The 23,887-nt window shown below is 53.6% G+C and carries 23 protein-coding genes and 2 pseudogenes; 7 read left to right on the top strand and 18 right to left on the bottom strand.

The genetic code is table 11. From position 1 onward, the window contains the following. Positions 1–130, top strand: a pseudogene (locus E0L16_RS22240) (type VI secretion system tube protein Hcp); the annotation flags it as partial. A gap of 2 nt (positions 131–132) precedes the next feature. On the opposite strand, the pseudogene E0L16_RS22060 reads toward E0L16_RS22240, so the two are convergent. The 13 genes and pseudogenes from E0L16_RS22060 to E0L16_RS15845 form a co-directional block, all read right to left on the bottom strand. Then, positions 133–265 (bottom strand): annotated as a pseudogene (locus E0L16_RS22060) (Txe/YoeB family addiction module toxin); the annotation flags it as partial. A gap of 81 nt (positions 266–346) precedes the next feature. Continuing rightward, the gene (locus E0L16_RS15900; protein WP_131637350.1) at positions 347–1,597 is read right to left on the bottom strand and encodes an HlyD family secretion protein; all 1,251 of its coding nucleotides are present in this window, start codon (positions 1,595–1,597) and stop codon (positions 347–349) included. Positions 1,598–1,603: 6 nt separating this feature from the next. Beyond that, complete coding sequence (locus tag E0L16_RS15895; RefSeq protein ID WP_063868711.1) at positions 1,604–2,353, bottom strand: hypothetical protein; 750 nt, start codon at positions 2,351–2,353, stop codon at positions 1,604–1,606. Further along, positions 2,350–4,446 carry a peptidase domain-containing ABC transporter gene (locus tag E0L16_RS15890; RefSeq protein ID WP_131637348.1) on the bottom strand — a complete coding sequence of 699 codons (2,097 nt, stop codon included), beginning with the start codon at positions 4,444–4,446 and terminating at the stop codon, positions 2,350–2,352. The genes E0L16_RS15895 and E0L16_RS15890 overlap by 4 nt, the downstream gene beginning before the upstream one ends. Positions 4,447–4,512: 66 nt before the next feature. Continuing rightward, positions 4,513–4,698, bottom strand: coding sequence for a hypothetical protein (locus E0L16_RS15885; protein ID WP_001196016.1), 186 nt, complete (start codon positions 4,696–4,698; stop codon positions 4,513–4,515). Positions 4,699–4,720: 22 nt separating this feature from the next. Continuing rightward, entirely contained in the window at positions 4,721–4,915 is a 195-nt protein-coding gene (locus tag E0L16_RS15880; protein ID WP_022646586.1) for a hypothetical protein, read from the bottom strand. A 73-nt stretch (positions 4,916–4,988) separates the two neighbouring features. Next, positions 4,989–5,642 carry a hypothetical protein gene (locus E0L16_RS15875; RefSeq protein ID WP_131637346.1) on the bottom strand — a complete coding sequence of 218 codons (654 nt, stop codon included), beginning with the start codon at positions 5,640–5,642 and terminating at the stop codon, positions 4,989–4,991. Positions 5,643–5,648: 6 nt separating this feature from the next. Next, positions 5,649–7,247, bottom strand: coding sequence for a receptor (locus E0L16_RS15870; protein WP_131637344.1), 1,599 nt, complete (start codon positions 7,245–7,247; stop codon positions 5,649–5,651). Continuing rightward, the gene (locus E0L16_RS15865) at positions 7,225–9,819 is read right to left on the bottom strand and encodes a CS1-pili formation C-terminal domain-containing protein (RefSeq protein WP_131637342.1); all 2,595 of its coding nucleotides are present in this window, start codon (positions 9,817–9,819) and stop codon (positions 7,225–7,227) included. Before E0L16_RS15865 ends, E0L16_RS15870 begins: the two co-directional genes overlap by 23 nt. 6 nt (positions 9,820–9,825) lie before the next feature. Then, positions 9,826–10,503: an EcpB family pilus assembly chaperone gene (locus E0L16_RS15860; RefSeq protein ID WP_063452099.1), complete on the bottom strand. Its 678-nt coding sequence runs from the start codon at positions 10,501–10,503 to the stop codon at positions 9,826–9,828. A gap of 45 nt (positions 10,504–10,548) precedes the next feature. Beyond that, positions 10,549–11,172, bottom strand: a complete 624-nt coding sequence (locus E0L16_RS15855) for a common pilus major fimbrillin subunit EcpA (protein ID WP_063452098.1) — start codon at positions 11,170–11,172, stop codon at positions 10,549–10,551. Positions 11,173–11,399: 227 nt separating this feature from the next. Further along, the gene (locus tag E0L16_RS15850) at positions 11,400–11,885 is read right to left on the bottom strand and encodes a hypothetical protein (RefSeq protein ID WP_074177809.1); all 486 of its coding nucleotides are present in this window, start codon (positions 11,883–11,885) and stop codon (positions 11,400–11,402) included. 3 nt (positions 11,886–11,888) lie between these two features. After that, on the bottom strand, positions 11,889–12,701 hold the full coding sequence (locus E0L16_RS15845; protein WP_063868696.1) for a winged helix-turn-helix domain-containing protein: 813 nt from the start codon (positions 12,699–12,701) through the stop codon (positions 11,889–11,891). A gap of 374 nt (positions 12,702–13,075) precedes the next feature. On the opposite strand from E0L16_RS15845, the gene E0L16_RS15840 reads away from it, so the two are divergent. The 4 genes from E0L16_RS15840 to E0L16_RS15825 are packed head-to-tail and all read left to right on the top strand — an operon-like array spanning position 13,076 to position 17,993. Further along, on the top strand, positions 13,076–13,660 hold the full coding sequence (locus E0L16_RS15840; RefSeq protein ID WP_131637340.1) for a fimbrial protein: 585 nt from the start codon (positions 13,076–13,078) through the stop codon (positions 13,658–13,660). A gap of 52 nt (positions 13,661–13,712) precedes the next feature. After that, on the top strand, positions 13,713–14,405 hold the full coding sequence (locus E0L16_RS15835) for a fimbrial biogenesis chaperone (protein WP_107534367.1): 693 nt from the start codon (positions 13,713–13,715) through the stop codon (positions 14,403–14,405). A gap of 15 nt (positions 14,406–14,420) precedes the next feature. Beyond that, complete coding sequence (locus tag E0L16_RS15830; RefSeq protein WP_112792479.1) at positions 14,421–16,913, top strand: fimbria/pilus outer membrane usher protein; 2,493 nt, start codon at positions 14,421–14,423, stop codon at positions 16,911–16,913. A gap of 15 nt (positions 16,914–16,928) precedes the next feature. Beyond that, positions 16,929–17,993 carry a fimbrial protein gene (locus tag E0L16_RS15825; RefSeq protein ID WP_107534363.1) on the top strand — a complete coding sequence of 355 codons (1,065 nt, stop codon included), beginning with the start codon at positions 16,929–16,931 and terminating at the stop codon, positions 17,991–17,993. 6 nt (positions 17,994–17,999) lie between these two features. Here the strand turns inward: E0L16_RS15825 and E0L16_RS15820 are convergent, their stop codons facing one another. Next, positions 18,000–18,635, bottom strand: coding sequence for a LuxR C-terminal-related transcriptional regulator (locus E0L16_RS15820; protein ID WP_063452216.1), 636 nt, complete (start codon positions 18,633–18,635; stop codon positions 18,000–18,002). Between the two features lie 575 nt (positions 18,636–19,210). Here E0L16_RS15820 and E0L16_RS15815 point away from each other — a divergent pair. Next, a complete protein-coding gene (locus tag E0L16_RS15815; protein WP_063868682.1) occupies positions 19,211–19,831 on the top strand; it encodes a LuxR C-terminal-related transcriptional regulator in 621 nt (206 codons plus the stop codon). Positions 19,832–19,905: 74 nt separating this feature from the next. Further along, complete coding sequence (locus E0L16_RS15810) at positions 19,906–20,586, top strand: EAL domain-containing protein (RefSeq protein WP_107534359.1); 681 nt, start codon at positions 19,906–19,908, stop codon at positions 20,584–20,586. An 18-nt stretch (positions 20,587–20,604) separates the two neighbouring features. On the opposite strand, the gene nlpA is transcribed toward E0L16_RS15810, so the two are convergent. From nlpA to E0L16_RS15790, 4 genes are all read right to left on the bottom strand, one after another. Further along, positions 20,605–21,405: a lipoprotein NlpA gene (nlpA, locus tag E0L16_RS15805; protein WP_107534357.1), complete on the bottom strand. Its 801-nt coding sequence runs from the start codon at positions 21,403–21,405 to the stop codon at positions 20,605–20,607. Between the two features lie 189 nt (positions 21,406–21,594). Next, complete coding sequence (locus E0L16_RS15800; protein ID WP_131637338.1) at positions 21,595–21,993, bottom strand: type II toxin-antitoxin system VapC family toxin; 399 nt, start codon at positions 21,991–21,993, stop codon at positions 21,595–21,597. Continuing rightward, the gene (locus E0L16_RS15795) at positions 21,990–22,256 is read right to left on the bottom strand and encodes an antitoxin (protein ID WP_131637336.1); all 267 of its coding nucleotides are present in this window, start codon (positions 22,254–22,256) and stop codon (positions 21,990–21,992) included. The genes E0L16_RS15800 and E0L16_RS15795 overlap by 4 nt, the downstream gene beginning before the upstream one ends. A gap of 117 nt (positions 22,257–22,373) precedes the next feature. Beyond that, positions 22,374–23,873: an MDR family MFS transporter gene (locus tag E0L16_RS15790; RefSeq protein WP_063868676.1), complete on the bottom strand. Its 1,500-nt coding sequence runs from the start codon at positions 23,871–23,873 to the stop codon at positions 22,374–22,376. Positions 23,874–23,887 lie beyond the last annotated feature (14 nt).

Below are 23,887 nucleotides of genomic sequence, written 5' to 3'. Positions count from 1 at the left end.
TAAAATCGCGGCGAACGATAAAATTAACCACGTCGAAAGCGTCAGCTTACAGTATGAGAAGATCACCTGGCGCATTGTTGATGGGAACATTCAGCACAGCGATGCGTGGAACGAGCGTGCGACAGCGTAAATCTAATAATGATAACGGCACGTAACTTTTAGGATTGCTTCTTCCGTGATGGCCTAAAAAGACCATGCGATGCTCAGAAGTGATTCGGCGAGACCAGAAGCCAGCAAGGCTATGCTTTAATGGCTCTGGTTTGCCGATTCACTCGAACGACGCTTTGCTTTAACGCATAATGCCGTTAAGAATGTGGGCTAAAGGGCGATGATCGATGAAATCGGGTCAATCGATAAACCGCTTGCGCACCCTTTCCAGCGGCGCAATCAGCAGATTGATAAGCGGCTTACGATCGATAACGATATCGGCGTTCACCGTCATCCCGCCCATCAGCATGCGCTTTTTCTTGTCCGGGTCAGTAAACCAGGAGGGGACGCGCACCTTGGCCAGATAATAGTTCTGCCCTTCCTGTAGCGGGATCAGCGCCGAATGGGCATCAATATTGACCTCATAGAAATCGGACAGCGTTGCCTCCACCGAACCGTATTTGTCCACGGGCCAGGAGTCGAAGCGCAGCTTAACCTTATCGCCTTTCGCCACGCGCCCCACCCCCGTTGCCGGCACATACAGATACCCCTCCATCGTCGCCGCGGTATTTTTACGGATCACCACCACCACCTCGCTGTTTTGCGTAATGGCCCGGCCAGGCGGGAAGTTAATCGCCACCACGTAGCCATCCGAAGGGGCGAGCATGGCCATGGTGGAACTTCCCCGGCTGGACAGGTTGCGATCGATTTCGCTGATGCGGTTTTTCACGTACAGCTGCTCTTCGCTCAGCGAGTCAATTTGCGACTGGGTGCTGTCGGTCAGGCTGGTTTTGCGTGCCTTAAGCTCAAGAATAGTGCTCTCCTCCAGCGTCAGGTTGAGCTGGGCGTTGAGCACATCGTTATGGCTTTTATCGAGATCCACTTTGGAGACATAGCCCTTCCCGGAGACGGATTTCCACGCCTCGTAGGTGTCGGTGCTGTTTTTAAGCAGCGCGCGCAGCTTCTTCACCTTATCGCGGGAAACGGCTATCTGCTTGTCGGTGAGAGCCAGCTGCTGCGCCAGGTTCTTGCGGTACGACGCAATAGAATCCTCAATGGCCTGAATGCGCTGCTCGCTGCGCTTTTTCTCCGCTTCCATCTGCTGGCGGTCAAACTGCACCACCGACCCCTGCTTGCCGCCATAGTCCTGCGACACGGTGAACAACGGATCGTTTTCCTTCACGTACTGGCCGGGCCGGACGGCAAAATCAACAAGGGTTCCGGACTCTCTGGCGCGCACTTCCACATCGCCCTGCGCCGGGATCAGCACCCCGCGTGCCAGCGTGGTTTCCGAAAAGTTGAAAGCAATCGCAAAGACCAGCAGGCAGAGAAAAAAGGCGATGAACAGCGTCAGCACGGTTTTCAGCCGCGGCGCGTTGATTTGATAGCTTTTTGAGAAGTGGTGCGGGATTAGCGCCCGACGCTGTCGGCTTCGGTTTTTTAATTTCACGATATGTCATCCATGATAAATCACTGAAAGATCGTCCCATCCACTCCAGAGCGTGGGGGTTTTGCGCAGCGCGTTCAGCGTGTCGGCGGCGGCCAGACGGTAATCCTCTGGCACATACGCCTGGCTCTCCAGCCCAAACTCTACCGCGTGCAGCGAACAGACCGGCAGCAGCGTTCGGACGCTGTAGCCATAGCGCGATAAAAACCGCGTGGAGACGTCCGTTAACCACGCCTTGCGATCGCCTGCCTGAATTGGGAACAGCGGCGCATCCGGCAGGCGTTCATCCATCAGCAGCACCGTCACCAGGCGCTGAGGGGCGAAAAACGAGCCGGCACGCCGTCCGTCGTGCGCGGCCATCAGCTTATGCAGCGCAGGATGACGGGTAATAAACTGAAAGCGCACGTCGTCTGGCGCGGTGGCGAGCAGCGCATCCATAATCAGGCCAAAGCCCGCCCAGCGCATGCCCAGAAGCAGGGTGCGAGGCGAACTGTAAAACCCCTGCTCCTGCGTCCACTGCGCCACGTACGCATGCAGATCGAAGCGAACGTTGCGCGCCCACAGCGCGGGCGGGAAAATCTGCTCCACGAAGTTAAACCCGCTCAGCTCATGGGCGTTCTGATGCAGGAAATCAGCCGGCACATCGGTCTCCGGGCAGGGCATAAACTGGCTGTAGTTTTGCGCAATCCGGTTTGCCATTAAGGTGCGTCCGGCCTGGCGCGCGCAGAGTCGGGCATAGAGACGCGGCAGAAACATCATGGCGCACTCTCCCGCAGGGTTCCGTTTTCCATGGTATAGAGATGACCATGGCAGCCCACCACGTCCGGCGAGTGGGTGACAAACACCAGCCCAATCCCCAGGCTACGCAGGTTCGCCAGCACCTTTTGCGCGGTGGTCTTATCCAGGTTCGCCGTCACTTCGTCGCAGAGCAGTAGCTTAGGCTGGCTGTACAGGGCGCGCGCCAGGACCAGACGCTGCATCTCCCCGGCCGAGAAAAAGGTGTTCCCCGGCAGCATCTCCGTTTCGTAACCGTGCGGCAGACGGGCGACGACGTGGTCCACTTCCGCCAGCCGACACGCGGCGATGACCTGCTCTTTATCCGGCGCGCTGTCAAAGCAGGCGATGTTGTCCAGAATCGAGCCGGTGAAGAGAATATCGTCCGCATGAACGATGCGGATGTGCTGGCGCAGCGAGGAGAGATCGCACTCCTCAATGGGGATCTTATTGATCCGCAGCGTGCCTGACGATGCCAGCAGCATGCCGGAGATCAGACGCAGCAGCGTGGTTTTCCCGGACCCGCTCTGGCCAACGATCACCGCCTCTTCGCCTTGCTTCAGGGTCATGTTGATATGCTGTAGCGTGGCCTCCCGGCCAGGATAGGCAAATGAGACATCCTCAAATTGCAGACAGACCGGCGAGGTGACAATCCGCTTCCCAAACTGGCTGGTTTCAGAGGGGGCATACAGCAGATCGCCCACGCGATCCAGCGGCCCCTTGAGGGCATTTTTGTCGAGCAGCTTCTGCGCCACCTGCACCATGGCATCGGAAAAATAGCGCTTGTAGCTGATGTAGGCGTACAGCATCCCGATGCTCATCTGCCCTTCCAGGATCAGCCACGCGCCAAAGCAGACCACCAGCAGCTGCTCGGCATTGATCACCAGCAGCGAAGCCACGTCAAAACGGGCCAGCAGCCGCTCTTTACGCATCAGCCCGGCGATGTGTTCACGCTGAGATTTGTCCATCACCGCGTCCCGGGCCTGCTCCATATTGTTCGCCTTGAGCGTAATGATCCCTTTCTGCGTCTCTACCAGCAGAGATTCATACTGGGCGGTACGCTCGATGGAGTCATCCACGGCGCGTTGATAGGGGCCGATCAGCGAAAAGCGGATCAGGAAGAACACGCCCATCAGCAGCATCGTCAGAACCGCAATTTTGACGTTATACAGCAGCATAAACAGCAGGCTGGTCACGGCGATCAGGCTGGAAAAAAGAATTTGTACGTAGCCATTGCTGATGAACTCCGCGCAGGCGTGGAGCGATTTTTCAATAGCCAGCACGATGCCCGGCGGGCGCGAGCGGAACCAGCTGGTCTGGGTGCGCAGCATGTAGTGCCGCACGGACTGGCTTAGATCGTCATAGGCAATGTTGCGCATCAGGATCTCAAGCAGCTGCTTGAGGAATTTACCGATGACTTCAAAGATAAAGACGATAGCGAAGATCGCGGTGAGCAGGATCACCAGATCGCTGTCGCTGCGGGAAATGGCCTCATCCATTATCAGCTGCACGTAGGTGGGGCTCGCCAGCATGGTGATAAGGGTAAAAATACAGAGCACAAACAGCAGCAGCTGGCGCTGGAACAGGCTCGGAGATTTATTGGCTAACCGGCCAAGCGTGAGCTTTTCATCCGGGGATTTCTTTTCGAAACTCGGCGTGGGCTTAAGCTCAAGCACATAGCCGGAAAAGAGTTTTTCCGCCTCTTTCAGGCGGTAACGACGCACGCCGCTGGCGGGATCGTGGACGGTCACGCTGCGGCTGTCGATCTTCACGATGACCACGAAATGGTTACCGCGCCAGAAGGCGATGAGCGGCAGCTCAGACGTTTCTATTTCAGTGATTTCGCCTTTAAGCACCCGGCCAGACATATTTTTATCGCTGGCAAGGGTCAACAATTCCGCCATTGAGGTTCCCGAATCGGCGGAAACGGAAATCTCCCGGCGCAGCTGACTGACGGAGACATGGTGCTCGTAGTGCCCCAACACCATTGCCAGGCAGGCCAGGCCACATTCGGTAAATTCATGCTGGCGAATAACAGGGGTCTTACCCTGTTTTTTATACTGAAAGAGCGAAAACATAGTGATCCGTGGCTGAAATAAAAAAATGGCCCGGCAATGCGGGCCATGAGTGCTAAGGTCAACAACTTACGCGCTGAAGAAGCCGCCGATGAAGCCGCCCACCAGGCCGAATACGCCGCCAATGGTGCCGCCCAGCGCGCCTAACATCTGGCTGCCCGCGTTATAGCCTGCGCTTGCGCCCTGAATAGCGGCAGCAAACGGATCCCAACCACCGATGATGGCCTGTGCTTTTTTGAAATCGATAACTTGCATGATATTTTCCTGTTAACGTGAATTAGTTGTAGCTACCAACCAGCGCGCCCAGGAAGCCCATTGCGCCACCCAGAACTCCGCCAACCACACCGCCAACCATGCCCATGATGCTGGCACCGGTGTCGTAACCCAGCTGTGCACCCTTAACCAGACCAGCGAACGGGTTTAACGCGCCGCCAATAATGTCTTTCGCTTCTACGAATGAAATCGCTTTCATTTTTTTCTCCTGTAGTTATGGATCTTTAGCGTATTGCTAAAGGCTAATTTCCTTTTATGAAGGAAAGCGGTTGCTACGGGCAGGTGGTCAGCGGAATGATTTTATTGCCATAAATAATCATCCGCCTTGCAGCCTGCCCGGCATTATCTATTTCCAGCCGTTGTCCCGGCGGAATATATTTTGAATTGTTGTATTGCGTACTGCACCCGACCGAGGATACATATTTAAAATAGGTATTCCCGGTATTACTCACCACCCCGTTGCGAAACGCATAATCAAAATGTCGCGTCCATGGACGGACGATCAAAATCGCCTCAAGCGAGACCACCACATCCGACTGGATGCGCTGGCCTTTGCGCGTGATAACCTTTGCCTGGAGCGGCGTCTCGGTGAATTTCACGCGATAATATCGCTCTTTGTTGTCGCGCGGGCCGGTATAATAAAATTTAAAACCCGCGCGCTCGCCGCTCCCCAGCGTTAATTGCTTAGGCGAATACATGACTTCGCCATCTTTTATTTCGGTTTCTTTTCCCTTCTCTTTGGGAACGTCTACCTGAATAAGCGATACGGTATAATTCTGACGTTCGCTGGTATCGTTTTTTATGGGCTGAAAAACAACTTCTTTTTCGGGCAGAAAATCAATATTCAGACTTTCGATAATTAAAGCATTTGCCCCTGTGGAAATGAAGCAATTTATTGCAAAAATAGCCAGGAATTTTCCAGTCATGATTGATTAATTCCAGGATGCACTAACGTCTATTCTTCCCTGCGCGCTAACTTCGCCAAACCAGCTATTTCCGTCATAGGTGGTTTTCGAGACCGGATTGTCCATAACGAACTGTAGGACCAGCGGCGTTTTCCAGAGCCACATATCCGTCACGCCGGAGCTCATTTTGTCCCACTCCTCCGCATGGGTGGCAGGTGCCGGGATCGCCAGCACTTCGCCTTTACAGTTATGCGCCATGCGCGTCTGGCTTTTCCCCACCAGCACGTTGCCCGGAATGGGAACCGTAAAGCCGTTGCCGCTGAAGGCGCAGTAGTCCACCCCATTCAGGCTTTGGGTTGGTCCGGTAACTTTTACCGTGACCGCAATCGCCGCATCTTTCTGTGCCCCGCTGTAGGTAATGGTGTAGGGGATCTCAATCGGCGTTTCGCCGATGATGCCTTTTCCGGAACCGCCCAGACCGTCAGGATCGAGGGTGTAATCCGGGTTATCGGGCGCAATCTCCAGTCCGGGCTCGATAGGGTTAATCACCAGTCCACCACCCGGCTGGAAGCAGAAATCCGCCGCCAGCGAGCTGTTACCGGGCGTCAGGCACAGGCTAACGATATTGCCAATGTTGCTGCCGTCCCCCGCCTGCGCCACGCTCAGAATTAACGCTTTCGGCAAGAAGATTTTAAGGTACGCTTTGCCGCCGTTTTTCTGCGGCGCCGCGAGGAACGTGTTCGCCAGCACGCGCGTATCGCTCAGGATGCCGCCGGATATGCTGTACCAGGTGTTTTCATCGAAGGTCAGCTCGGCGGCGAGCCCGGTGCCGCCGTTCATGTGCGATTGCAACACGCTGTTGACGCGGGAGGAGGTGAGCGCCAGCCCGCCGTTGTAACCAGAAACATCTTCACCAACAAACGTATATTCGAGCAGGTCGCACAGCACGCCAGAGATCGTGTTGCGGGTGTATTTGGTGCAGGTGGCCCCGGTTGATCCATCCACAATCGTTACCTCGCCGCTGATCGGGTCAATCCCGAGGTTAAGCGCCCTGGAGTTGGTCATTGTCAGCGTGCCCACCTTGTGAAGCGTATTGGTGGTGGTCACCTTGTTGATGGAGCTGCTTTGCGGCGTGGAGGTGATGGTCACTTCATCCCCTGGCGCGGCGTTAAGCAGATAGTTAAAGAACGGATCGCCCAATACCCAGCGGCCGTATGACGTGCCAGGCTCCATCACCGGCGGCTTGACCACCATCGACGTGTCGCTATAGCTGGTCGTCGGGGTGTACCCCGTGTTGCCGCAGGACGATGAACACGCCGTCCCTTTAAAGAACGGAGAGGCGCTGGAACCTGTTACCGAAAAGTCGATGGTCAGGGCGCTGCCTGCCGGACCGCTATAGCTGTTGTCCGGAATATAGGTGGCGACACCGTTATTCGTTTTCGCACTCAGGGTCGGCCACTCGCGCGAACCGTGTAAAAACGCGGTCGACGTGCTGTTCAGACTAAACAGCCCCGCACTGTTTCCGGTCCCATTATTGTCCGGGTTATTGATGGCGAAATAGGGCAGCTCCTGTGCATGGGCCGCCGCGCTCATCAGCAGCAAATTAAGAGCGAATATCTTTTTCATCGTCACGTTCCTGCGTTCCTTTTGCTTCCTGCCAGACGTAATCGCCTTTTCCGCAGGAGATGTCCCCGAGCCACAGCGCACCGCGGTTAGACTCAATGTCCAGGCGCACTTCGCAGACGCTGTCGTCCGGCGTGGCGATGCTCAGGACAGGGTTGTTCTTATCAACGTCGATCACGAAGCGTCCGTCGTTTTCCGTCCGGGTCAGCCCGACGTGGTTTTTGATCTGCGTGGCGCCAATCGGATTGCCGTTTGCATCCACAAGACGGCCAAACAGGGTGACGATTTTCTTCACCTGCGGCTTCATCACCACGGTGTTACCCGGATAAACGGTGATATGGCGACGCGCATTCGCGCCAATCTCATAGCTTTCCGTACCGGTTTCACTGTTCATCACCTCCAGGTCATAAGCCTGGTATGCCGGCAGCGACAGCCAGGTTTTATCCCCTTTGATGCGTTCCGCCCGGCCGTTAAGCTTCAGGGTCAGTGCTTCATCAGGTTTGAGACCGGTGCTGACAATCACCCCTGCGCTTTCGGTGCCTTTCCCGGCGGCGATGGCCTCTTTGGACCAGCCCACGCTCCCGTCGCTGGTCAGCGTGGAGTTCCAGCCTTTGCTCATGCCGCTCTGAACGCTAAGGATGTTGCTGTTCCACGGCGTATCGAAGTTCACGCTGCCGCCGCCGCTTACGCTGCGATCCTGGCGGCTGTTGAAGGCTTTCGACACGTTGGCGGTGGCCGATTTCAGGTAATCGCCCTCAAACTGGCGGCTGGCGCTGACGTTCAATGCTGTGCCGGTATCGCGGTTGTGGGAAACGCCAACCGACACGGTATTGCCGAGCGGTATGGCGAAATCGAGCATCACGTAACGATCTTTCTCTTCGTAATACCCGTCGTATTTGTTGCGCGACATCCCCACGCGCAGGCGCGCCGTGCCGTAGCGGCCAGCGTACAATCCCTGCGAGTAGTCCAGCTGATAGCGTTTATAGCGGTAAAGGTCGTCCTCCTGGCGCATCAGGCTCAGGTTGCCCGCCGAGGGCAGGCCGAACGACGGCAGGCTAAACGAGGCGCCCCAGGTGTTGCCCTTGCTCTCATAGATGTCCAGGAACTTGCCGCTGGAGAGCTGTTCATGGGAGTACCAGACCGAACCAATCTGCCACGGCAGGCTAAGATTCATGCCATAGTTGGCGCGGTACGTTCCGTCGGAGGCCGCCATGGTCTGGGTATTCACCGAGAAATAGCCCGTCAGGTTCAGGGAGGCCCATAGCTCGCTGACGATATGTTCCCGCATCATGTAGGTGGAAGCATTCCAGTCGACCATCCCGCTGCGCTTGCTGAACGAGGCCCCCACCAGCGACATGGTGTCTTTATGTTTGGTGTCGTAATCGTAGTAGTACGTGTCGTCCTGCTCGTTTTTGTGCTTCGCATATTTTTTATAATTGACGACGGACTTATCGCGGCTATACATCCCGCCCCACATCTGCCAGCGCAGCGTTTCCGACACGTTGCTGGAGAACGGCTTATTGACGGTGTACATGCTGCGCGACACGGTGCGGCTTCCGCTTACCACTTCGACTTCGATGCTGTAGATCCCGTAAGGCAGGCCGCTGGTGTCAATTTCATGGTTACCGACGTCAAAGCGCTGAATGCCGATAAGCTGCCCGTCACGACGAATACGGGCCTCGCCCGCCGTCGGGAAATAGACCACCACCGGCGTCAGGGAGAGCGTGTTATCGCGCTTGCGCGAGTTGGCCTGGTTGCCCATGGAAACGCCGTAGACTTCACCGCCGGAAATGCCGCTGACGCTCGCCAGAGACTGCATTGCCCAGCCGTTCAGCATGCCTGCGGCGTAGCGCATACCCTGATAGTCGCGCTCCCACATGACCGCGTTCATCTGGGTGTCGCTGCTGCTCTCGTTAACGTAGCCAGAGCCGTCGATCAGCACATGATCAACGCCCATTGAGATCCAGTTTCTCGCGTTCAGATAACCCGAAGACCAACTGTCGCCGTAGCCGCTCTCGGTGTGATACGCCCCGAGGTTGTAGGAAAAGGTGCCGCTCAGGTCGTCAGACTCCGGCGCATCAATGTCCACCTCACGCGGGCGAATATTCACCCCGTAATCGCTCTGCGACAGATTCAGCAACAGGCGCATTTTTTTCTGGTCCAGCTCGAACGCGGACCCCGCACTGACCGGAATGCGCATCTTATCGTCGAACTGCTTGTCGTTAATGCTCTTCAATAACGTTCGCATCTCTTTTGACAGACGAATGCCGTTATCAGACTCCTGGACCTGAACATCCCTCAGCCCCAGCTTCATATCCTTCGCAAAGAGCGTCACGTCACCCAGACGAACATATTCGCTCGCCGTGCCTTCGTGGTTCCCTTGTTGTGCTGAATGTGGCCGCGTATTGACCAGATAAACGGGAATTTTGATCCCCTGCTCCAGCAGTGCATAAAGCGAGTCGGGAAAACGGTAATTAGCGATAACCACGGAGCTTGAGGCTGCATGCGCAAGCGCGGGCAGCGTGCCGGATGCGCAAGCCATCATCACCGGCAACACTAATTTATTTTTCACCATGCATCCTTACTTAACAGGTATGAACTGTTTCAGGTCCCATATTCCAAGATGAAAATGGTTATCCGTAACGTTGATATCCTCGATAGCGCGCGAGGTGTCCGGCATCAGGTAGAAGTTTTTGGTACACGGCGTAGTCGGTGATTCCGGATTCGGCTTCAGGCAGGTCCCGGTCGCATTGACGCGAAACGAGGTGTTCCCTTTATTGGTTATTTTTCCCGCCACATAGACGAAGTCGATCTTCTTATCACGAGGCTGAACCACCAGAATGGTACTCACCACCGCACGCGTCATCCCGGTGCCGTTTTTTGGCGAACCGCTGTCCACCTCTTCGCTCACCCCTTCGTCCGTGAAGGTAATGCGGTAGTAACGCTCTTTGTTATCGGCATTACCGTGATAGTAGAATTTGACAATGTTGCTGGTGCCGGCGGGCATCACCATGCGCGTCGGCGTCAGCAACAGCTCGTCCACTTTCTCCGGATTAATGACGATCCCTTCATCCATCGGGCTGCTGATCCGCTGTGCGCGAACAGAAACAATACGCACGCTGTCTGCTTCGTTTTTTATTTCCTTGGCGGTGGAATCAGCGTCCGCTGGAATAATGGTGGTGACTTTTCCCACATTAATGGCCAGCGCGGAGGAAGAAATAAATAATAAAAATAAGAAGGCGGATTTGAGGTTAAACATGCTATTTCCCTAAACAGGGGCTTGCGCCCCTGGATCGATCAGGCCTTAGCCCCAGGTTGCGCGGAACGCAACGGCAACGGTACCTTCCCACAGGCTGTTGGTCAGGTCTTTGAACTCTTTCGTCGCGCCTGCGTTGTCCTGAGCGGAGTCAACGTAGAAGACGAATTTGTCCTGGCCGGTAATTTCGGTATCAGCCACCGCGCCAGCGCTGGTGGTCAGGTTCCACAGGCCAGAAGAAACGCCGGTGTTAGAAGAAGAATCAACCAGCGTGGTCCATGCGGTAGATTTTGCACCTACGGTGCCACCGATAGAGCCCAGATCGTTACCGCCCCAGCGCGCGCCTACCTTCAGTTTGGTCGCTTCACCACCCACGCTGAACAGCGTGTTGTTGGAATCGTCGAGGATGGCTTCAAGCTTGAAGCTGGTCGCCGTCGAGTGATCGCCACGGATAGCCACATCAAACAGACCGGTATCGGTGTTGAAAGATTTCGTGTTGGCGCTGTAAACGAAGTTCAGAGCACGCGTTGGCGTTACAACCAGGTCAGATTCGCTGTCTTTGGTCGCAGTTGCCTGCCAGGTAGCAGACGCCGTAGTTTCTGCGGCATTAACTGCGCTCAGAGCAGAAACAGACAGCAGGGAGCCCAGAACGATAGCGTTCAGTTTGTTCATTTATTTAGTCCTTCAAAAAAGAATCCACGTGTATAAAAAGGGGAGCCCCTTTTTCGAGGCGGAGTATAGACAGCCGCAAAATAACGAGGCAATACAGAAAAATTCACTCAGCGGTGCGCAACAATAAAAACATAAATAAATCTCCCGTATCTTATTGTTACGTATTGAGTAAATTACTCAACTTCTCGAGCGATAGATAAATATCGATTTTTCAGTAAAGAGAAATATCAGGACGTTGGAACAGCCACACACATCATTACAGGTAAAACCAGCCCCTTAATTAACCAGGCGTGCGGTTTAACGCTGGTAATATAGAAGAAGTTGATATTATCAAGTAACATTTCGTTTACAACACCATCCGGCGCTACATCATCTTCAGATTTATTCAGCTTTTTATCCTTAATATAAAAGATATTGCTTCCGTCGACTTTTTCTACGCTGAGCGTGTAATTCCTGTCAATCAGGTAGCTTTTGCCCTCTTTCTTTAGCACGCCTTTGTGAATAACCGTCACAACATCTTTGTTGTTGAACAGGAATAGCGTGGTTAACGACATATCGGTTAAATCACCCGTGGAATAGGTTTTCCAGGAAATGGTATCTGACTGGCAGCCAAACCCCTCATCCTGCGTTCTGGTAAAATAGACCCACACTAAGGCGATGACAGAAAGTACCAGTACGATACCGAACATGACACTCATTTTAGTCCTTGACATATTTTAACTCCCGGTCAGGCTTCTGTAAGAAATGCAGTTCTTATAATCGTCGATACTGTCCTGCTGATAACAGATAGCCAAAAAATAATTTTCTATCTGTGACTTTTTAAACCTGGAATAGTAAGCGTCGGCAACCTGGTGTTGACAGTCGATATGTTGTTTTGCAAGGACCTCTTTTACGTGATTAAAGTAGTGTTGCCGCGGTTGAAACATATTCTTATCGATAAGGTATACCGTACACCTGTCCACTTTACCGAGCAGATGCATATCAGAATCTTTCAGGCTCTCGGCATAGGACACTCTCTGGTGCAACAGTAAAATAACGGTGCCAATAACGATAACCAGTAACAACGTGCACAGTGAAAGAAAGAGCGTATGCATCGATATTATTCGTTTAGGCGGATCGGCGTCTTTCTTATGCAGTAATGTATCAGCCTCTTCAGAAGCAGATTGTTCGCTAAGCGCTGACACAACCGGCGGCCTGACCGTGTGATGCTCAATATGCGCGGCAAGGCTGAAGCCCTTGCCGCGTATGGTTTTTATCAGCAACGGGTCGCACCCTAATGTTCGAAACGCTTTTCTGATTTCACTGACGGCAACGTTCAGACTCACCGAGGAGCCGGAGAAGCCATGGTCCTCCCAGACCTTCTTTATCAGGTCATCTCTGTCGAGTGTTTTACCATTGTTGATGATAAGTTCATAAAGCAGACGTCCCGCCTGGTTAGATAACTTAATGGATGACTCTTCCTCTCCATTAATCATGATCATACCGGCATCCACTTCATAAAGCATTGTAAGATCAATGAGATACTTCATATAATTATTACGCCATTGTTAAAATTTTGTGCATTTGCCAGGCAATAATAAGTCTAAAGTTTATGTGGTCAAGTCGCGTGATATTAATTAAGAGAGGAATTCATAAAGCTTCATTAATTAACGATTATTAATTCATTAATAAAAATCTTCGAACTTACGCATTTAGGTTAAAACATTAAAAAAAACGTCCAGACAAGATTATAATCTTAAACTTTCGAAGTTGTTGGAATAATGTTTTGTTGTGTACATTTTTAGTGCAACATAATATCGTCAAAGCACTTTCCCGCGTCGCCATGCGTCTAGCCGGTACATCAGGGACATGTGTAGCCGATTAACATTCATTCTAAATTACACAAATCTTTATGGAGTTTATCATGTTCAAATCGATCATGACCGTTTCACTTCTGGCTGCCGCTGTGGCTTCTACCAGCGCTATGGCCGCAGACAATTCGGCGGGTGGTATCATTAACTTTACCGGCGCAATTACCGATACAACCTGTACCATTAACGGTGGTAAAAGCGCGGACTTTACCGTTGCGCTTTCCCCTATTACGGTAAAAGATGCAGGCACCACGGTTGGCCTGATCACCAAGAATAAAAAATCAATTGCGCTGACCTTCTCAGGCTGTACGCCGGCAGCAGGAACGACCGGTACTCCGCTGAAAGTTTATTTCTCCAGCGCGGATAATATCTCCACTGACGGTAAATACCTGCTGAATAACAGCGTGAACGAAAACGATGCCAGCGTGGCGCGTAATGTCGGCTTTGCGCTGGTAGAGCCAGGTTCGTCTACGCCTATTACGCTGAACCAGGCTTACACAACCAAGATTATGGGCACATCGACCAAGCCAGATTCCGAAACGCTGACGCTGGATGTTTATTACTATAAAACAAACGCCGCTGCCGCAACGGTGGGCGAGTTAAGCTCCAACGTAACGTATACCATTTCCTACCTGTAATAATGATTATTCAGGCTCTGCTTTCGCAGAGCCTGCATTTAAGGTTGCAATCATGCGCAAGGCAATTTTGCTGGCAGGCTTACTGCTAAGCACGGGTCACTCATGGGCCAATATTGTCATTAATGGCACCCGTGTCCTTTATCCTGAAAATAACAAAGAGGTGATCGTCCAGTTAATGAATACGGGCGATGCGCCCGCTCTGGTGCAATCCTGGATAGATGACGGTGATATTAATTCCACGCCGGAAACCGCAAATGTGCCGTTTCTGCTGTCGCCACCGGTGATAAAGGTCGATGAACATAATGGCCAACAGCTTCGTATTAAAAAGCTGCCGTCCAGTTTACCTGCGGATCGCGAATCCGTCTTTTTCCTGAATGTCCTTGACATTCCGCCCAAGCCTGAAAATTTGCAAAACCAGAATACCGTTCAGCTGGCGATTAAATCCCGTATCAAGCTTTTTTATCGGCCCGCTGCACTTAAAGGCACGCTGGATGACGCGGTGGCGAAACTGACGCTCGCCGCCGACGGCGATCGCCTTCGCATCACCAATAACAGCCCGTTCCATATTACTGTGGCCAATATTTCGCTGGGTAAAACGAAATTACTCCAGGAATCCCCGATGGTTTCCCCGTTTGGGCAGCTGACGGTTACCACAAAAAATACGGTTAAGCGCGGTCAGACCCTCGAGCTGATGTATGTGGACGATCTTGGCGCGTATAAAACCCGGACTTTCACCAGTCAGTGATCGGAAAGACTCACCATGAAAATGAAACAAAACAGACTCTGTCTGCTGGCAGTCTGCACGCTTCTGCTTTCGCATAAATCAGGGGCCGTCTCGTTTGATCCCTCCCTGCTTGCTGGCGCATCCGGTGAGTCCGATCTGTCACGCTTTTCCGAAAACAACGTCATGCCAGCCGGCAGTCAGGAGATGGATATCTACGTAAACGGCAGCTGGAGGGGGCGTTATACCGTCATCTACGGCGAGCAGCGTGACGACATCCGTCTTGCCTGGAAAGATGCCCAGTCGCTTGGCATTAATACCGCGTCCGTTCCTGCGCCTGCCATTGCGCATGGGCAGGTCCAGCTGCGCGATCTGGTTCAGGGCGGTGAAGTCAAAACCGATACCAGTACCCTGAGCCTGGCGCTCACCGTTCCGCAGGCGGCCGTGCTGCGTACAGAAGAAGGTTACATTGCCCCCCAGTTCTGGAGCGAAGGGATCCCGGCGCTGATGCTCTCGTGGAACACGACCTGGTATAACACCCGTACTAAGGGCACGGCGAAAGACACGAACGATGATTTTTATGCCGGGCTGGATTCCGGCCTTAACCTGTTCGGCTGGCAGTTTCGCGACAGCAGCGCCTGGCGGAAATCGGCCAGCGGGGAGAGCCAGTGGCAGAATAATACCCGTTACCTGCGCCGCCCCCTGGCCTCGCTGACCTCCAACCTGACGCTGGGTGACTTTTATATGCCGGGCGATCTGTTTGATTCGATGCGCGTGCGCGGCGTGTCGCTGGCGTCGGACATGAAAATGCGCCCAAATTCGCAGCAGGGTTTCTCACCGGTGGTTCACGGCGTGGCGCGGACGAACGCCCTGGTGAAAGTTATCCAGAACGGCAACGTGATCTACCAGGAGAACGTGCCGCCGGGCCAGTTTACGCTCGACAGCATTCAGCCTACCGGCTCTGCGGGCGATCTGCTGGTCGTTGTGCGTGAGGCAGACGGATCGCAGCAGTCCTTCACGGTGCCGTTTTCCGCCGTGCCCGGCATGTTAAAAGAGGGAGTAAGCCAGTACAGCGTGGTGGCGGGTAAAGTGCACCAGAACACGCTCGACGCCGAACCCGCATTTATGCAGGCCACGCTACGCTACGGGTTCAACAACCTTATCACCGGGTATACCGGGACGATTATTAGCGATGACTACCAGGCCGGGCTTGTCGGTACCGGGTGGAACCTTCCCTTTGGCGCGGTCTCGTTTGATGTCACCCACGCTAAAACCACCCTACAGGATCGCACCAGCAGCGGTCAGAGCTATCGCGTGTCGTACAGCAAATTTATCGATACCACCGCCACCAACTTCACCCTGGCGGCCTATCGCTATTCCACTAAAGGCTATTACAGCTTTAGCGACGCACTCTATTCACGTGAAGGGTATCAGCGCCTCAGAGCGCAATACGACGAATACGAAGATCGGTTTGGCGTGGCGCCCGACATGTCCCTGAGCACCTGGGATGCCCTGCGCGCCGCACAGCCCAAAAACACCTTCACGCTTAACCTTAATCAGCGCCTGCTCGATAACTGGGGCACGGTATTTATCTCCGGCACACAGCGCGATTACTGGAATTCGCAGCAAACCACGCGCGAGTATCAGATGGGCTATTCCAACGCCATTGGCCGCGCCAGCTATACCCTGTCGGCCAGCCGGGTGCGTAATAAAGACAGCGAAGAAGAGACGCGCCTTTATCTCTCCCTCAGCCTGCCGTTCTCGCTGTTTGATAATAATGCCTGGATCACCTCCAGCCTGACGGCCAGCGATTCACATTATGATCAGAGCAACATCAGCATGAGCGGGAATGCGCTGGCGTCGAACCGCCTGAGCTACACCCTCTCCGGCAGTAATGCGCGTGGGGGTAAAAATGCGGCAAGCGTTAACGCGGCGTACCGTTCGAACTTTGCGACACTCGGCGGCTCTTACAGCGAATCCTCTGACTACCGCCAGACCGGGCTCAGCGGACGGGGAAGCCTGGTGGCCTACCCGTGGCACGTTCTCGCCTCAAACGAAACCGGCAGCACCATGACTATCGTCGATGCGCCTGAGGCGGAGGGGCTGATGGTGAACGGCGATGAAAGCATTGTGACTAACCGCGATGGCGTGGCGCTGGTGCCTTACGCTACCCCGTACCGCAAAAACGCCATTACGTTATCGCAAACGGAAAACAGCGCGGGGGCGGAAGTGATCGGCAACATGGCTAACGTGGCCCCTTACGACGGGGCGGTGAGCTATATCCGCTTTGAAACCGACAAACGCCAGTCGTGGGTGCTGCATGCGACGCGTGCCGACGGCAAACCGCTGCCCTTCGGGACCGAAGTACTTGATGAAAACGGTGAGTCTGTCGGGTATGTCGGCCAGGCCAGCGTACTGTATATCCGCGCTGAACAGCCGCCACGCGCGCTCAACGTGCATCTCCGCGGCGGGAAGTGCGAAATTTCTGCCCCGGCCTGGGGGCTGAACAGCCCCTCATCGGTTTGCCATTAATTACGGATTATCATTATGTTACGATCATTCATGTTCCTGCTCCTCACCAGCATTAGCGGGATGAGCTATGCCACCTGCTCCGGCAGCAGCATCGTTTATGGCACGCCCATTACCGTGGATTTATCGGATAAGCTGAGCCCCGCCACGCCGACCTGGACAGGCAGCTTCTCCACCCAGTACAGCGGCTCGTTCAACTGCACGACGGGCAACAGCGAGTTTTCATACACGCCGATCCTGTCGACCGACAGTAAATACGCCACCATCCTCGGGTTCAGCAACAATAAGTATATGGTGCGGGCGGAGATCACCAATCCCCCGGCCAACAAAACCCTACCCGCCAGCGGAAACCATACGGCGGCTGAACTGAACACGCCGTTTACGGTTCGCTTCACCCTCGTTAGCCAGAGCGGCACCACGCTGACGGGTGATACGGCGAACATGAGCGACGTTCTGTTCGTCAGCGACATGAGCGGATTGTCGTTTTTGGAAATCATCCTCTGGCCAATCAATCAGGTCATCAAAATCGCCCAGTGGTTATTCAGCGGGTTCAAGTGGCCTTACGACAACCGCGATATGTTTGGTCAGCCGATGATCATCAAATACGCGCCGAAGCTGACTACCTGCTCCTTTGACAACGCGGGGCTGACCGTGGCGCTTCCGACGCTCGGCATTCCCCAGCTCAGCGCGTCCTCACAACCGGGGCTGACGCCTTTTTCACTGAACATGAGCTGTCAGAACGTCGGGGTTAACGGTAATTCCGATCGAACAATCGAGATGTTTCTTTCCAGCACGCAGCTGCTGTCAACCGACAGCTCGGTGCTGATCGACGGCAGCAGCAGCGCGGCGCAGGGCGTGGGGCTACGGCTGATAAAGCGCGATGCCCCGCAGACGCCGGTAACCTTTTCGACCTCAACCACCAGCCGCGGCAACGCCACGATGATTTTCAGTGTGGCGGCTGGCGCGGCGCTGAACGACCATTTCACCGTTCCTATGGCCGCGTACTATTACGTGTGGGCACCCGCCCGGTTAAGCCAGGGCAAGATCAATACCTCGGCTACGCTGAATATTATCTATCCCTGATGTGAACTATTCCTCCATCTTTCCAACCATTTGCACATACTTAATCAGTTCGCTATGGTTGGAAAGATTCAGCTTTTTCATCGCATTGTGTTTCTGTGTGGCAATGGTGCTTACCGAGCGGTTTCGATGACGGGCAATCTCGGTCGTTGAAAATCCTTCCACGATAAGATGAAGCACCTCCCACTCTCTGGCCGAGAGGATAGATCGCGATCGGGAACCTGACCGCACTACCCGCCTGAGCCACGAAGAGAGCGACGGTTTTTGTTCATCCGTCATGAGCAACGCGGGTAATTCTTTTTTCAGTTCAGTTAATTCATCCTGCTGGCTGATGGTTAATTCAAATTTCATCTCCAGAACTTTTTTTAACAGCCCGTACGGCAGTTCGGGTACCAAAAGCACGCGGCTGACGTGATGTGATTTACATAAAGATGTGAAACGGCTGCTGATCTCTGCACTCCACTCTTTATGATTAAGCAGATAATTAAATTCAGTGAAGAAAACATCCACATCATTATCTGCCACCGCCGCCAGAACCTGTTCTATGGAATCGACCTGAGTAATCTTCAGTACGTAATCGGGTAAAAGGTCCTGGAGTGCCCGGCATATTATCTCTTTAAATATATTTATTTTGTAAAACACCATTACCCTTACGACACGCTCAGTATTATCCATATCTTTTCTAAATTCTCGTGACCGGAGGAAAACGATAATAGTTTATGTATTCACCACTCACAACCTCTTCGCGCCAGGATTTTATCCTCCTCAGAGTTAAAAATCTGAACAAGGACATTAAATTTATAGAAAAAATTCTATTTTATTCTGCAAACGCTTTTCTCTCGCAGAGAAAGGTCTGTAGATAATCCTGAAACGATCGTAACCTTTCTGACATAAACACCAGTAAGCCACTGAAAAAACGGGGCATAAACCCCATTAAACAACCGCCAAATGCTTATTATCCACGCTTTTGCAGAATAAAAATCTGGCATGAATATTATTAGAAGATTAAAAAGATTGCATTTATCATTAAAACCATTTTTCAATTTTATCTTCCGCTAATAATTAGCAGCAGCTTTACTCGACAGATTGTATTGGCTTACATTGATGTCATCGCATCGCGTTATTTGAAAAAAGTGTTCGCTATTCTTTGTGAAATAAGAGAGTGCGAGTCCACCAGTATCTCTTATATGGACTGTTTACTCAGCGAAAGGAGAATGCCAATGCAAAATAAAAAAACAATTCACGTTGCCGTTGTTGACAGCTGCGAATTCACGATGATTGGCCTGCAATCGCTTGGAAAGCGTGAGCCTGACGAAAAACAGGATGTTATTTTCCATGGATTTACCCATATCGAAGAACTCGCTAAGAGTGAACAACTCTTTGATATCATCATTTATGATCCATTGAATACGCGTCATTTCCGGGTGACAACAAATGACGACATCCTTTGTATTAAACAGAAGCAAGTGACGGCGAAGATCTATATCTATTCGTTATCCGCAGGCTATTTGAAATTCAAACATGTTGATGGGGTAATCAGTAAAAGAGTCTCACTGGGGGATATCAAAGCGCTGTGGCAAATACTGATGAGCCAGACGCCGCAAGGATCTGGCCGTTACAACGTGGGCATGACCACCCGCTTACGCACCCCGGCAAGGCTGTCCAGCGAGGAGGCCAGCGTACTGCGCGGCTATTCCTGTAACCTCAAAACCAAGCAAATCGCCCGCCAGCTGGGGTGTAACGTCAGGCTGGTGTATTTCTATAAAAATAACGCCATGAACAAGCTGAAAGCCGTGCGTGGCCCCTCGTTTTACCAGAGCATTCGCTGGATCCTGAATTAAGAATTTGACCGTGTGTCGTTTGCCTTTTGTTCCCGTGTCCGCGGGAACCTTTTTCATTTTCTTAAGGCTGTAGCATGTATACCGTTCTTCCCTCTCCCCTGCTGCAACGTATCTCAGGGCTGCGATTTCAGCCGCTTGTCGATCTTCATTCGGGCCAGGTTTTCGCGCATGAAGTTCTCGTGGAGATCCATAACGTCAATCTGGAGATATTGTTTGCCTCTCTGCCTTCGCGCAGCGCGCTGCAAATCTTCTTCTGGCAGGCCAACACCCTTTTACAGATACCTGCCCGGGACGCTTACTGGCTAAACCTTCCCGCAGAACACCTTCTTAATGAACACGCTATCCGGCTGTTGCTGGCGTTGCGCCATCAGCACCGTCTAACGATTGAAATTCAGGATCCCCTCACCATTACGCGGCTGAGTGATGCTGAGCAAGGCCGTCTTCATACCACGCTTGTTCGGCTTAAAGAGGCGGGATGGCAAATCTGGCTGGACGATTTAACCCGGGAGCTGGCTGAGGCGTATGCGCGGCTGGCGCTGCCGCTGGACGGGGTAAAAATCGATCGCTCAGCGCTGCGGGAGCGCGCGCCGCTTGCCCCGTTTGTACAGGAGGTCAGGGCAGGCATCGCGCAATCAATTCTTATCGAAGGCATCGAGAATTCGCGGGATCTGGAGCGGGCCCGCGCGTCCGGCGCACAGTCTGGTCAGGGTTTTCTGTGGCCCGAAAGCCGCACCGATGCCCGCGTTACGCTATGAGGGCCAGCTTACCGTGATCTACCAGCCCGGCACCGCGCCACCGTTAAAAAGGGTCTCTGCCGCTTTCGCCACTTCCGGCGACTGATAGGATTGAATAAATTCCTTCACGTTTTCGGCGTCTTTGTTGTCTTCACGCGTGACCACTATATTCACGTAAGGCGAGTTTTTGTCCTCAATAAAGACGCTGTCATGCACCGGCGACAGCCCCGTTTGCTGAAGATAAGTGGTACTGATGATGGCCACATCGACTTTCGGATCGTCCAGCACGCGCGGCAGCTGCGCCCCTTCCAGCTCCATAATCTGTACGTGTTTGGGATTCGCGGTAATATCCAGTGCCGTCGGCAGCAGGCCAACATCCGGCTTAAGGGTAATCAGCTTCTCTTTTTGCAGCAGCAACAGCGCGCGACCCAGGTTGGTCGGATCGTTTGGAATTGCAATGGTGGCGCCGTCCTTCAGCTCAGCAATCGATTTTATCTTTCGGGAGTAGCCCGCCATTGGAAAGACGAAGGTATTGGCGACGGCGACCAGCGTGTAATTGTGCGCCTTGTTATCTTCCGCGAGAAACGGGCGGTGCTGGAAAACGTTAGCATCCAGCTCGCCCTGGTTGGTGGCATCGTTGGGTAGCAGCGAGCCGCTAAAGCCCACCAGCTCCACGTCCAGACCGTATTTCTCCTTTGCCACCTTTTTGGCGACTTCCGCCACGTCCTGCTCAGCGCCATTAATCACGCCGACTTTAATGTGTTTGGCATCATTGCCGCCTTGATCGCAACCTGCCAGCAGCAGGGCCGCGAGCACCAGAGCACTCAACTGAAATTTCACGAGACAGTTCCTTTCGACAGTGGTTTTGAAGACTATATCGACAACGAGACGGCAGGCTAAAAAACGAAAAGGCATCAGTAAGACGGATAGGTTATATGCGGCCTGTTGCCGGGTGGCGCTGCGCTTACCCGGCCTACGTGACAGGGGACGTTTAGGCCCGGTAAGCGTAGCGCCACCGGGCGATGGGGATCAGGCTGCGGTAGTCCAGTCCTCAACAGTAAGATCCTGCACCATCCCGAACGCACGATCGTTCGTGACAATCGTCGTTCCCCGGCTGATGGCGTGTGCGGCAATCAACTGATCGAGATCGCCCATCACCTTACCTTTCTTTTCCATTGCCGCACGCAGTTCACCGTAGGTGGCTGCGGCTTCGCTATCCCAGGCGCAGATGGTGATGGTGTTGAGAAACGATAATATTGTCTCTTTAAGCTCACTGTTCTGCTTCTTATCGGCACCATAAAGTAATTCCGCTTCCGTGATGCTCGAAATACAGACTTCCCCAGGCCTCAGCCCAGCCATACGGGTGACCACTTCAGGATGCTTTTTGAACAGATGGCTCACAATATTTGTATCGAGCATATGCCTCATGAACAAACTCCATCCAGAGGATCTCTTTTCGTCACACTCTGATTTCTCTCCTCCTTACTTAAAAATGAATCGGGTACATTCGTGTTTTCCAACAACCGGAAAAAATTATCCCAGGTTTTCACCTGCTCAGCCTTCGGGGTCAAAACCACATTCCCCTCCTCATCCCGGCGGATATAAACACTCTCCGTTTCAAACGCAAATTCCTCAGGCAAGACCACGGCCTGGTGTCGTCCTTTTTTGAATAATTTCGCTGTGCGCTCCATGGCAACCTCTGTCGGTTTATTGACCAGCCCACAGCATGCGCTCGCGTCCCGGAAAGCGACAAGAGAGACATTTAAAATTCAGAAAGCGACTCGCAATAAATAACAGAACCGCTAACCTCACGCCTGCCGACGCAGCGGCGCTTCGCGCAAAAACCACGACAGCACAAACGCCAGCACCATAATCCCTGCCGCAAGCATAAATACCGCATGGATAGCCGAGCCGAACGCATCCAGATAGTCCAGACGCAGGGCATCAGGCAGATGGTGAATGGCAACGGGATTGAGTTCACGCGGCAGTTCAGCCCCTTCCGGCAGTCTTTCTGTCAGGCCTGATTGCAGAATATGGGTGAACACCGCGCCAAACAGCGCAACGCCAATAGCCCCGCCGATGGAGCGGAACAGCGTCACCCCAGAGGTCGCTACGCCGTATTGATCGGCAGACACGCTGTTCTGCACCGCCAGCACCAGCACCTGCATCACCAGCCCAAGCCCCATGCCGAGCACGCTGGTAAACAGGTACAGCTGCCAGGTGGGGGACGTGACTGAAATGCGTGTCAGTAAAACCATCCCCACCACGCCGAGCAGCGTGCCGAGGATCGGAAACAGGCGGTATTTCCCGGTGCGGCTGATGATGCGCCCGCTGATGATTGAGGTGAGCAACAGCCCGCCCATCAGGGGGATCAGCTGCAAACCGGCCTGCGTCGGCGTGGCGTCTTTTACCACCTGTAAATAGAGCGGCAGGAAAGTGACGGAGCCAAACAGCGACATGCCGATAATAAAACCGATCAGGCTACAGAGCAGAAAGCTGCGGTCGCGGAACAGCGACAGCGGGATAATCGGCTCCCACGCCAGCCGCTCTTCGTAAATAAACCCGGCGATCCCCGTCAGGCCAAAGGCCAGAATGCACCACAGCTGCGGGTCGCTCCACTGGCGAAGCGTCCCCCCTTCGGTGGTAAACAGAATGATGCACAGCAACGCCATGCTGAGGTAAATCGCCCCCAGGTAATCAATCTCATGCTTGCTGCGCCGCGCGCTGCCGTGGAAGACCGCGCCAATAACGAGCAGCGCAAACAGCCCCAGCGGCAGATTTATGTAGAAAATCCAGCGCCAGGAGGCGTGCTGAACGAGAAACCCGCCGATAAGCGGGCCTATCACCGTCGCCAGGCCAAACACGCCGCCAAACAGCCCCTGATAGCGACCACGCTCGGCAGGCGGGATCACATCCGCTACGGCCGCCATGCTGATCACCATCAGACCGCCGCCCCCCAGCCCTTGCAGAGCGCGCATCAGCACCAGCTGGGTCATGTTCTGCGCCAGACCGCACAGTGCCGACCCCACAAGGAAAAGCACAATCGCGATTTGCAGGACGATTTTACGCCCAAACAGATCGCCGAATTTGCCGTACAGCGGTACCACGATGGTCGAACTGAGGATATAGGCCGTCACCACCCAGGAGAGCTTATCCAGCCCGCCCAGTTCGCCGACGATGGTCGGCAACGCGGTGGAGACAATGGTCTGATCCAGCGCCGAGAGCAGCATCACCAGCAGAAGTGCGCTGAACAGCAGCTTGATCGACGGCGCGTTTTTCGCAGGTTGAGTCATGACGTCAGACTCCATAAGAGAATCGCTTG

This window comes from Enterobacter quasihormaechei, from assembly GCF_004331385.1.
GTDB lineage: Bacteria > Pseudomonadota > Gammaproteobacteria > Enterobacterales > Enterobacteriaceae > Enterobacter > Enterobacter quasihormaechei.
Note: the sequence above shows the minus strand (reverse complement) of the source record. Positions and strands in the feature narration are given on the sequence as shown.

What these genes read in the sequence shown, in the direction of transcription:
- E0L16_RS15895 (WP_063868711.1), bottom strand. Translation starts at nt 2,353, where the DNA reads ATGATGTTTCTGCCGCGTCTCTATGCCCGACTCTGCGCGCGCCAGGCC.
- E0L16_RS15890 (WP_131637348.1), bottom strand. Translation starts at nt 4,446, where the DNA reads ATGTTTTCGCTCTTTCAGTATAAAAAACAGGGTAAGACCCCTGTTATT.
- E0L16_RS15885 (WP_001196016.1), bottom strand. Translation starts at nt 4,698, where the DNA reads ATGCAAGTTATCGATTTCAAAAAAGCACAGGCCATCATCGGTGGTTGG.
- E0L16_RS15880 (WP_022646586.1), bottom strand. Translation starts at nt 4,915, where the DNA reads ATGAAAGCGATTTCATTCGTAGAAGCGAAAGACATTATTGGCGGCGCG.
- E0L16_RS15875 (WP_131637346.1), bottom strand. Translation starts at nt 5,642, where the DNA reads ATGACTGGAAAATTCCTGGCTATTTTTGCAATAAATTGCTTCATTTCC.
- E0L16_RS15870 (WP_131637344.1), bottom strand. Translation starts at nt 7,247, where the DNA reads ATGAAAAAGATATTCGCTCTTAATTTGCTGCTGATGAGCGCGGCGGCC.
- E0L16_RS15865 (WP_131637342.1), bottom strand. Translation starts at nt 9,819, where the DNA reads ATGGTGAAAAATAAATTAGTGTTGCCGGTGATGATGGCTTGCGCATCC.
- E0L16_RS15860 (WP_063452099.1), bottom strand. Translation starts at nt 10,503, where the DNA reads ATGTTTAACCTCAAATCCGCCTTCTTATTTTTATTATTTATTTCTTCC.
- E0L16_RS15855 (WP_063452098.1), bottom strand. Translation starts at nt 11,172, where the DNA reads ATGAACAAACTGAACGCTATCGTTCTGGGCTCCCTGCTGTCTGTTTCT.
- E0L16_RS15850 (WP_074177809.1), bottom strand. Translation starts at nt 11,885, where the DNA reads ATGTCAAGGACTAAAATGAGTGTCATGTTCGGTATCGTACTGGTACTT.
- E0L16_RS15845 (WP_063868696.1), bottom strand. Translation starts at nt 12,701, where the DNA reads ATGAAGTATCTCATTGATCTTACAATGCTTTATGAAGTGGATGCCGGT.
- E0L16_RS15840 (WP_131637340.1), top strand. Translation starts at nt 13,076, where the DNA reads ATGTTCAAATCGATCATGACCGTTTCACTTCTGGCTGCCGCTGTGGCT.
- E0L16_RS15835 (WP_107534367.1), top strand. Translation starts at nt 13,713, where the DNA reads ATGCGCAAGGCAATTTTGCTGGCAGGCTTACTGCTAAGCACGGGTCAC.
- E0L16_RS15830 (WP_112792479.1), top strand. Translation starts at nt 14,421, where the DNA reads ATGAAAATGAAACAAAACAGACTCTGTCTGCTGGCAGTCTGCACGCTT.
- E0L16_RS15825 (WP_107534363.1), top strand. Translation starts at nt 16,929, where the DNA reads ATGTTACGATCATTCATGTTCCTGCTCCTCACCAGCATTAGCGGGATG.
- E0L16_RS15820 (WP_063452216.1), bottom strand. Translation starts at nt 18,635, where the DNA reads ATGGTGTTTTACAAAATAAATATATTTAAAGAGATAATATGCCGGGCA.
- E0L16_RS15815 (WP_063868682.1), top strand. Translation starts at nt 19,211, where the DNA reads ATGCAAAATAAAAAAACAATTCACGTTGCCGTTGTTGACAGCTGCGAA.
- E0L16_RS15810 (WP_107534359.1), top strand. Translation starts at nt 19,906, where the DNA reads ATGTATACCGTTCTTCCCTCTCCCCTGCTGCAACGTATCTCAGGGCTG.
- E0L16_RS15800 (WP_131637338.1), bottom strand. Translation starts at nt 21,993, where the DNA reads ATGAGGCATATGCTCGATACAAATATTGTGAGCCATCTGTTCAAAAAG.
- E0L16_RS15795 (WP_131637336.1), bottom strand. Translation starts at nt 22,256, where the DNA reads ATGGAGCGCACAGCGAAATTATTCAAAAAAGGACGACACCAGGCCGTG.
- E0L16_RS15790 (WP_063868676.1), bottom strand. Translation starts at nt 23,873, where the DNA reads ATGGAGTCTGACGTCATGACTCAACCTGCGAAAAACGCGCCGTCGATC.